Raw genomic sequence first — 6,818 nt, 5'->3', positions numbered from 1 at the left:
GCTGAAGGTATCTAGCCATCGGGACTTCGAGTCCGAAAGAAATGCATTTCGGCAAGGCCTTGATAAGCCCAAGGAGGTCAATTTGCCCTTCCCCCGGCGGCAATCGCGCTTGCCTGGCGGTGTGAATCAACTCATCGGTCGAATAAGTTTCGTGTACTGGAGCATCACAGAGGTGCGCCAGGCGCAACCGGTGCTGCGGCACGGCACGCACTTCGTCAAATGTACCGCCTGAGCGCTCGAAGTGCAGGGCATCGACGAGTATGCCCACGTGGGGACCTGCCGCGCGTGCCACACGATGTGCGGTTCTCAGATCGGGAACGACTGTCCACGGGAAGAATTCTAGAGACACACCCAAACCGCGATCTTGGGCCGACTCGGCTAGCCGCCCGAGATTATCTGCGAGACGGTCCAGTTCCGGATCGTAAGGGGCGCAGATCACCTCGCGTGCGCCGAGTTCTGCGCCGGCGTCAAGAAACGCCAAGAGAGTGGAGACGTCCGTGTCCGGCTCGAGCTTGACGAACTCGATATCGCTGGCACGAAGGCCGGTGTCCTGCAGGGCCGCCTTGGTCTCTGTCATCATGAGGGCATCTTGCATCAGTGGATAGCCGGGTGTGGTCTCGGTCACCCTGATGAGCCGCAGACCAACGGCGTTGAAGCCTGCCTTTGCCGCCGCCTCGATCAGCTGTGGCGGCGGCAAGTCAATTGCGGTCAAGTGCGCGAGGGAAATCCCTTGTGTCATAGTGCAGCCTCTGCCGCGTGACGGCCTGCGATGAACCCGAACGTCAGGGCGGGACCGAGATTGATGCCTCCTGCGGGGTCGTGGCCACCCATTACGCTCGCCATGTCCGTGCCGGCGGCGTAAAGGCCCGGAATTGGATGTCCGTCCTCATCCAGGACGCTTGCATGCCCGTCTGTCTGAAGGCCGGCGAATGTGCCGAAACTGCCGGGATGACGCGCACAGCGTAAGAGGCGCCCAACAAGGGCTTGGCCGTTTCTGAGCTGCATCGCTCGGCCGTACATCGCCAAGTCCCACAAGTGATGCGTCATTCGCCCTGCGACATGTATCGCTGAACGAGAATGACTTTAAGGCCGCGATGTGCCGCCGTGACGGCCGCCGCGAGACCTGCGGCCCCGGAACCGGCGACAAGGAGATCGCAATTTTCGGCCAACACGTCCTCCCTCGATCCCTTGAATGCCGGGATGGTCCGCGAACCTGGAAATAACGTCAAATGCTTGTTCTTGCGTCAGCGTAACTTCAGGTTAATCTGGCGCGGGGGAGATCAGCCATGCCAGAAATGACCCTGCGGCAGATCGAAGTGATCCGCGCCGTCATGATGACGGGCACGATCAGCGGCGCTGCAGACATGCTCAATGTCTCTGCGCCCGGGATCAGCCGACTGGTCAAGCATACGGAGGAGTCGCTCGGCATCCGCCTCTTCGAACGCAAGGCCGGTCTCTTTACCCCTTCGGTGGAAGCGGCCCGCGTCTTCGATCAGATCCGCGAAGTCTACAGAGGTGTCGAGAATTTGCAGGTCGCTGTCGGCTCTTTGCAGAAGGGCGAGGATGTCCGTCTGTCTTTTGCTACAGCGCCTTCGATCGCTCAGTTCATCGCGGCGCGAGCTCTGCAAAAGGTGCGAAGCCGATACGACGATCTTTTCGTGGATATAAACGTGCTGAAGATCGAAGAGACCGTGGAATACCTACTGCTCGAGCGCGGCGAGTTCGTGATCATGAGTTCAGCTGTCGAGAACGCCGCGATCGAAAACGACCAGATCGCCGAGGGGCGTTTGGTTGTGATCCTGCCGGAGGGCCACGCGCTTGGCCGGAAGGAGAGTGTATCGGTGGCCGACCTTTCCGGGGAGGCATTGATTGGTGTCGACCCAGCAGACCCGTACGGAGCCCTTTTGGCCAAGCCCTTCGCCATGGCCGGGGTGGACATGCGCCATGTGATGCGCGGCCGGTTCGCGCAGACTGTGGTGAGCTTGGTTCGGCACGGGCTCGGCGTTGCCGTTATCGATGAGTTCTCGGTGGCCGAAGTGTATATGCCGGGACTGGAGCGCCGACCACTTGCCGAAGACGTACGGGTCAAGAGCTTCGTGGCGCGAAAGAAGGGACGCGTGCTGTCAGGATTCGTCGAATTCGCGATTGCGCAGTTTCGGCGCGAACTGGGCAAAGCGGTCGAGGATGGGCCGTGGTATCGTTCGAAAAAATAACATTATGTTAATGGAGGCGCAAAACAGATATTTGACGTTAAGATGGGGATGGCGCGATAAGAACGCTATTGCTCGCCGACACCGTCGGCAAGGAATTCGCACTGCTAGGGAGGAGAACCATGAAGCGGATTATCGTAGGCACGCTCAGCGCGCTGGTTCTGACGGCCACAGCGGCTGTCGCGGACTACCCCGAAAGAGAGATCCAGGGGATCATCCAATGGGGTGCAGGGGGCTCAACAGACACTGTGATGCGGTCGGTCACGCCTCACGCCGAAGAGGCACTCGGCGGCACGATCGTGATGCAGAACATGACGGGTGCCGTCGGCGCGATCGCGCTGAACCACGTCGCCGAATCCGAGGCCGACGGCTACACCCTGCTCATGGGGGCAGAGAACCCGATGCTTTATCGCGTCATGGGGCTTGGTGAGCGCGACTACAGTGAATTCATCCCGATCTCGATCCTGGCGCGCGGCACGGCCGTGCTGGTGGCGAAACCCGATGCCCCGTTCAACGACTACGCGGAGATGATGGCCTATATCCGTGAGAACCCGGGCGAGGTTCGCTTCGGTTCAACCGGTCCCGGCGGTCTGCCGTCGGTCATTAATGCAATGATCGGCGCGGTCGAAGGCGAACTCGACGTGATCAGCGTTCCGTATGACGGGGATGGCCCGGCACTGACTGGCCTGCAGGGTGGCGCCATCGACGTGATGCCCGCAGTTCTGGGCGCGGCCATCGAAGGCATCCGCGCGGGCAACATGAAGGTCCTGACTATCATGGATGTCGCGGCGAACGAGAACCTTCCCGATGCCCCCTACATCACGCAGTTCAACGAAGGGTACAGCACCTATCTTCCTTGGGGCCCGTTCTTCGGTGTCTTCGTCCCGCAGGGTACGCCTGACGATGTCGTCACGGCACTGTCCGATGCCTATGCCACCGGGGCGCAGCATCCCGACTTCATTCAGCTGATGGACGACCGCGGTTTCAGGCTGATGGCCATTTCGGGCGAGGAGGCCGAAAGCTTCCTGACACGCTGGCAGCAGGGCACGGCTTGGCTTTTGCAAGACGCCGGCCTGACTCAAGTATCTCCGGAAGAATTCGGAATCGCGCGTCCAGGAGAATAATCTCCCTGGCAGATCTACGGGCAACTGCCGACTTAGGGCGCCGCATTTCTTCGCGAAGTGCGGCGCCCAATTCATTCAAGTCCACGGGAGGAGACCATGGAACATATCGATCCTGAGCACCACGACGGCACGTTGGACGCCACGCCTGGCGGAGAGATTGACAAACGGCGGCCCGGGGAATTGGCCTTTGCAGCCTTCCTCCTGATGGCAAGCCTCGGACTTCTCTGGCACGCCTTTGGAATCGAGAATCCATTTGGTCCCAACGGATTGTCTGCACCAAGATCAATCCCCGTAGCAGCGACACTCGCTATGGTGATCTCAGCGGCGATCGTGGTCCTCAAGACGGCAAAACTGCCCCTTGACCGGGCAGAGACACTGGCGCGGGACATCCTGCCGATCACCGTTCTCCTTTTCGCGCTCTTTCTTGTCGCATACGGCATCTTGCTCCGACCACTCGGCTTCCTGCCAACGTCGGCGCTATTTCTCATCGTCGCAATCAAGATGCTGGCCAAGCGCGGTTGGCTTTGGACGCTCACTGTGTCTTTGGGAAGCCTGATCATGATCTGGCTGATATTCCGAATCGTTTTCAGCGTGCTCATGCCCGCGGGCATCGTGCCAGAGGCTGAGTTCATCCAGTTCTTCCGTGGCCTGACCATTGGAGGGACCACCTAATGACCGCTCTTTTGGATTTCCTCACCGTCTTCACTCAACCCGAACTGCTTCTTCTGGTTGGCCTTGGCACCTTCGCAGGCGTCTATGTGGGCGCGATCCCGGGATTGTCGGTCACCATGGCCGTGTCGATCCTGATCTCCTTCACATTTTCCTGGGATGTCTATCCTGCGATCTCCCTGATGATCGGCATCTACATGGGTGGGGTCTATGGCGGTTCCCGGACCGCGATCCTGCTAAATATTCCGGGCGCGCCGTCGGCGATTGCAACAGCCCTCGATGGGTATCCCATGGCCAAGCGAGGAGAGGCGGGGACTGCAATCGGCGTGACCACGGTCATGTCCTTTATCGGCGGTTTTGTCGGGATCGGCGTCCTTGCGCTTGCCGCGCCACTGGTGTCCGATTTCGCCTTGAGATTTCAGCCGCGGGATTACATGCTGCTCGCAATCCTCGGCATTCTGCTGGTCGGGTCGCTGAGCCAAGGCTCGCTCGTAAAGGGCATCTTCGCAGGCGCGCTCGGCATCGCAATCGGCGCGGTCGGCCGCGATCCGCTGACCTTTGCTGAACGCTTCACGTTCGACTTCCAACTCCTTGAAGGTGGCATTTCCTTCATCGCCGTCATGATAGGGATGTTCGGTGTATCCGAGGCGCTTTTGCAACTCCACCACGTCGACAGGGATGCAGTCCGCCAGAAGATCGGCCGTATCGGCCCCTCGTTTGCAACGGTGAAGAAGCACCTCCCGCTGTCCCTGCAGACCTCTTCGATCGGCGTCGTAATTGGCGCGCTCCCGGGAGCAGGTGGTGATATCGCCGCACTGATGGCCTACGACCATGCCAAGCGCGTCACCAAGGCACCGGAACGTCCCTTCGGCGACGGGGCAATGGAAGGGCTCGTCGCGCCCGAGACGGCCAACAACGCCGCTGTGGGTGGTGCCTTCATTCCCATGATGACGCTCGGCATTCCGGGCGACGCGGTGACCGCGATCATGATCGGCACGCTCTTCATCCATGGCCTCAATCCCGGCCCGATGCTGATTATCGACCAGCCCGATATGTTCTGGTTCATCGTTGGTTGCCTGATGATGGCCAATATCTTCATGCTGATCTTCGGCCTGACCGGCATCAAGCTGTTCACCAAGATCGTCGAGATGCCACGCGCCGTGCTGATCCCGCTTATCATGCTCTTTTCGATCGTCGGTGCCTACGCCGCCAACAACTCGATCTCCGATGTCTACTGGATGCTTGGCTTCGGCGTGTTCGGATACTTCATGCGCCACTACGGCTATCCGCTTGGACCGGTGATCCTTGGCGTAATCATGTCACGACTTCTGGACGACAACTGGCGTCGGGCGATCATCTCGGAACAGGAGGATCTGGGACGGTTCTTCGCCGGCATCTTCTCGAGCCCACTATCGCTGGTTCTGTTTGTCTCCGCGATCCTGATCTTCGTTTCGCAAACACCGGTCTGGGCAAAAGTCAAGGCGCGCATATTCGACAAGAAAAGGACAGGGGCATGACCGAGACACGGGAGCTGAAACTGGGTCTGATAGGCGACAACATCGCCCGGTCCAAATCGCCGCTGCTGCATCGCCTGGCCGGCGCTCAGAACGGGCTGACGGTTCGGTACGACCGCTTGATCCCGAGAGACATGGGGAGGGCTTCGATACCGTTTTCGATGCCTGCATGGGACGCGGCTATCGGGGTATCAACGTGACCTATCCCTACAAGGAACGGGCCGCGAAAAAAGTCGCCATCAATGATCCGCTCGTGCGCGCGATCGGAGCCGTCAACACTGTGCTTTTCGAGGCTGACGGCCCAAGGGGGCAGAATACGGACTATACCGGGTTCATCTCCGGGTATCGCGGGGTAAGGGGTGAGGCCAGTCCGGGCATTTCCTGCTTGATAGGAACAGGCGGGGTAGGGAGGGCGCTCGCCTTTGGACTCGTGGCGCTTGGTGCCAGCGAAATCCGCCTTGTCGACAAGGACGAAGAAAAAGCTCAGGCTTTGGCGACGGAAATCCGGGCCGCCCCAAACACACCAAATGCCGCCGTCTACACAGATGCGGTCGCGGCCACCTCGGGGGCGACGGGCGTTCTCAATGGCACACCTGTCGGGATGGCCGGTTATGGCGGAACCCCCTTGCCGCGAGAGGCGATGACCGGTGCGGAATGGGCATTCGATGCGGTTTACACACCTGTCGATACGCAGTTCTTGCAAGATGCCGCGGCCGAAGGCTTGAAGATAATCTCCGGCTACGAGCTGCTCTTTTTTCAAGGGGTGCACGCCTGGGCACATTTCTCCGGCCTACCGCTGGACGAGGTATGCCTTCGTGCAGAGTTGACCGAGCAAGGAGAGGCCGCATGAAAACCTCGATTGCGACCGTATCGATCTCCGGCAACCTCCGTGAAAAGCTCGACGCGATCGCCAAAGTCGGCTTCGACGGGATAGAGATCTTCGAGCAGGATTTCATTGCCGATACGGGCACTCCGCGCGAGATCGGCGACATGATCCGCGACCACAGCCTCGAGATCACCCTGTTCCAGCCGTTCCGCGATTTCGAGGGCTTGACCGGGGATGCTCGCGCGCGCGTTCGATCGCGCCAGGTATAAGTTCGACACCATGATTGAGCTGGGCACGGATCTCATCCTCGTGTGCTCTTCCGTCCATCTTGACGCTCTGGGCGGGATCGACCGGGCGGCAGACGACTTTTTCAATCAAGGCCCCCGATCGGGGCCGTCGCGCAGACCCAGATCGTCGAGGGCCCCAGCGACGAAACCGGTGGCGATCACATCGGCGCGCGCAATGGCCGGCAATT

8 protein-coding genes and 2 pseudogenes are annotated in these 6,818 nt (G+C 60.1%); 7 read left to right on the top strand and 3 right to left on the bottom strand.

Annotated features, from left to right (window positions below; translation table 11 throughout):
* From AC5E6N_RS16630 to AC5E6N_RS16620, 3 genes and pseudogenes are all read right to left on the bottom strand, one after another.
* On the bottom strand, positions 1 to 712 hold a 712-nt coding region (locus AC5E6N_RS16630; protein WP_491748864.1), incomplete at its 3' end, for a sugar phosphate isomerase/epimerase family protein.
* A 23-nt stretch (positions 713 to 735) separates the two neighbouring features.
* A pseudogene (locus AC5E6N_RS16625) lies at positions 736 to 945 on the bottom strand (FAD-binding protein); the annotation flags it as partial.
* A gap of 98 nt (positions 946 to 1,043) precedes the next feature.
* The gene (locus AC5E6N_RS16620; RefSeq protein WP_491748863.1) at positions 1,044 to 1,169 is read right to left on the bottom strand and encodes an FAD-dependent oxidoreductase; all 126 of its coding nucleotides are present in this window, start codon (positions 1,167 to 1,169) and stop codon (positions 1,044 to 1,046) included.
* Positions 1,170 to 1,286: 117 nt separating this feature from the next.
* On the opposite strand from AC5E6N_RS16620, the gene AC5E6N_RS16615 reads away from it, so the two are divergent.
* The 7 genes and pseudogenes from AC5E6N_RS16615 to AC5E6N_RS16585 form a co-directional block, all read left to right on the top strand.
* Positions 1,287 to 2,213, top strand: coding sequence for a LysR substrate-binding domain-containing protein (locus AC5E6N_RS16615; RefSeq protein ID WP_491748862.1), 927 nt, complete (start codon positions 1,287 to 1,289; stop codon positions 2,211 to 2,213).
* Positions 2,214 to 2,332: 119 nt separating this feature from the next.
* Positions 2,333 to 3,334 carry a Bug family tripartite tricarboxylate transporter substrate binding protein gene (locus AC5E6N_RS16610; protein WP_491748861.1) on the top strand — a complete coding sequence of 334 codons (1,002 nt, stop codon included), beginning with the start codon at positions 2,333 to 2,335 and terminating at the stop codon, positions 3,332 to 3,334.
* A gap of 96 nt (positions 3,335 to 3,430) precedes the next feature.
* Complete coding sequence (locus tag AC5E6N_RS16605; protein ID WP_491748860.1) at positions 3,431 to 4,006, top strand: tripartite tricarboxylate transporter TctB family protein; 576 nt, start codon at positions 3,431 to 3,433, stop codon at positions 4,004 to 4,006.
* Positions 4,006 to 5,520, top strand: coding sequence for a tripartite tricarboxylate transporter permease (locus AC5E6N_RS16600; protein WP_491748859.1), 1,515 nt, complete (start codon positions 4,006 to 4,008; stop codon positions 5,518 to 5,520). Before AC5E6N_RS16605 ends, AC5E6N_RS16600 begins: the two co-directional genes overlap by 1 nt.
* A complete protein-coding gene (locus AC5E6N_RS16595; RefSeq protein WP_491748858.1) occupies positions 5,517 to 5,717 on the top strand; it encodes a hypothetical protein in 201 nt (66 codons plus the stop codon). The genes AC5E6N_RS16600 and AC5E6N_RS16595 overlap by 4 nt, the downstream gene beginning before the upstream one ends.
* A complete protein-coding gene (locus AC5E6N_RS16590) occupies positions 5,714 to 6,367 on the top strand; it encodes a shikimate dehydrogenase family protein (protein ID WP_491748857.1) in 654 nt (217 codons plus the stop codon). Before AC5E6N_RS16595 ends, AC5E6N_RS16590 begins: the two co-directional genes overlap by 4 nt.
* Positions 6,364 to 6,733 (top strand): annotated as a pseudogene (locus AC5E6N_RS16585) (sugar phosphate isomerase/epimerase family protein); the annotation flags it as partial. The gene AC5E6N_RS16590 and the pseudogene AC5E6N_RS16585, both read left to right, overlap by 4 nt.
* Positions 6,734 to 6,818 lie beyond the last annotated feature (85 nt).

The organism is Hoeflea sp., assembly GCF_984452065.1.
This window is presented reverse-complemented; position numbering and strand designations above follow the sequence as displayed.

Coding starts and splice junctions, on each gene's coding strand:
- AC5E6N_RS16615 (WP_491748862.1), top strand. CDS start 1,287: ATGCCAGAAATGACCCTGCGGCAGATCGAAGTGATCCGCGCCGTCATG.
- AC5E6N_RS16610 (WP_491748861.1), top strand. CDS start 2,333: ATGAAGCGGATTATCGTAGGCACGCTCAGCGCGCTGGTTCTGACGGCC.
- AC5E6N_RS16605 (WP_491748860.1), top strand. CDS start 3,431: ATGGAACATATCGATCCTGAGCACCACGACGGCACGTTGGACGCCACG.
- AC5E6N_RS16600 (WP_491748859.1), top strand. CDS start 4,006: ATGACCGCTCTTTTGGATTTCCTCACCGTCTTCACTCAACCCGAACTG.
- AC5E6N_RS16595 (WP_491748858.1), top strand. CDS start 5,517: ATGACCGAGACACGGGAGCTGAAACTGGGTCTGATAGGCGACAACATC.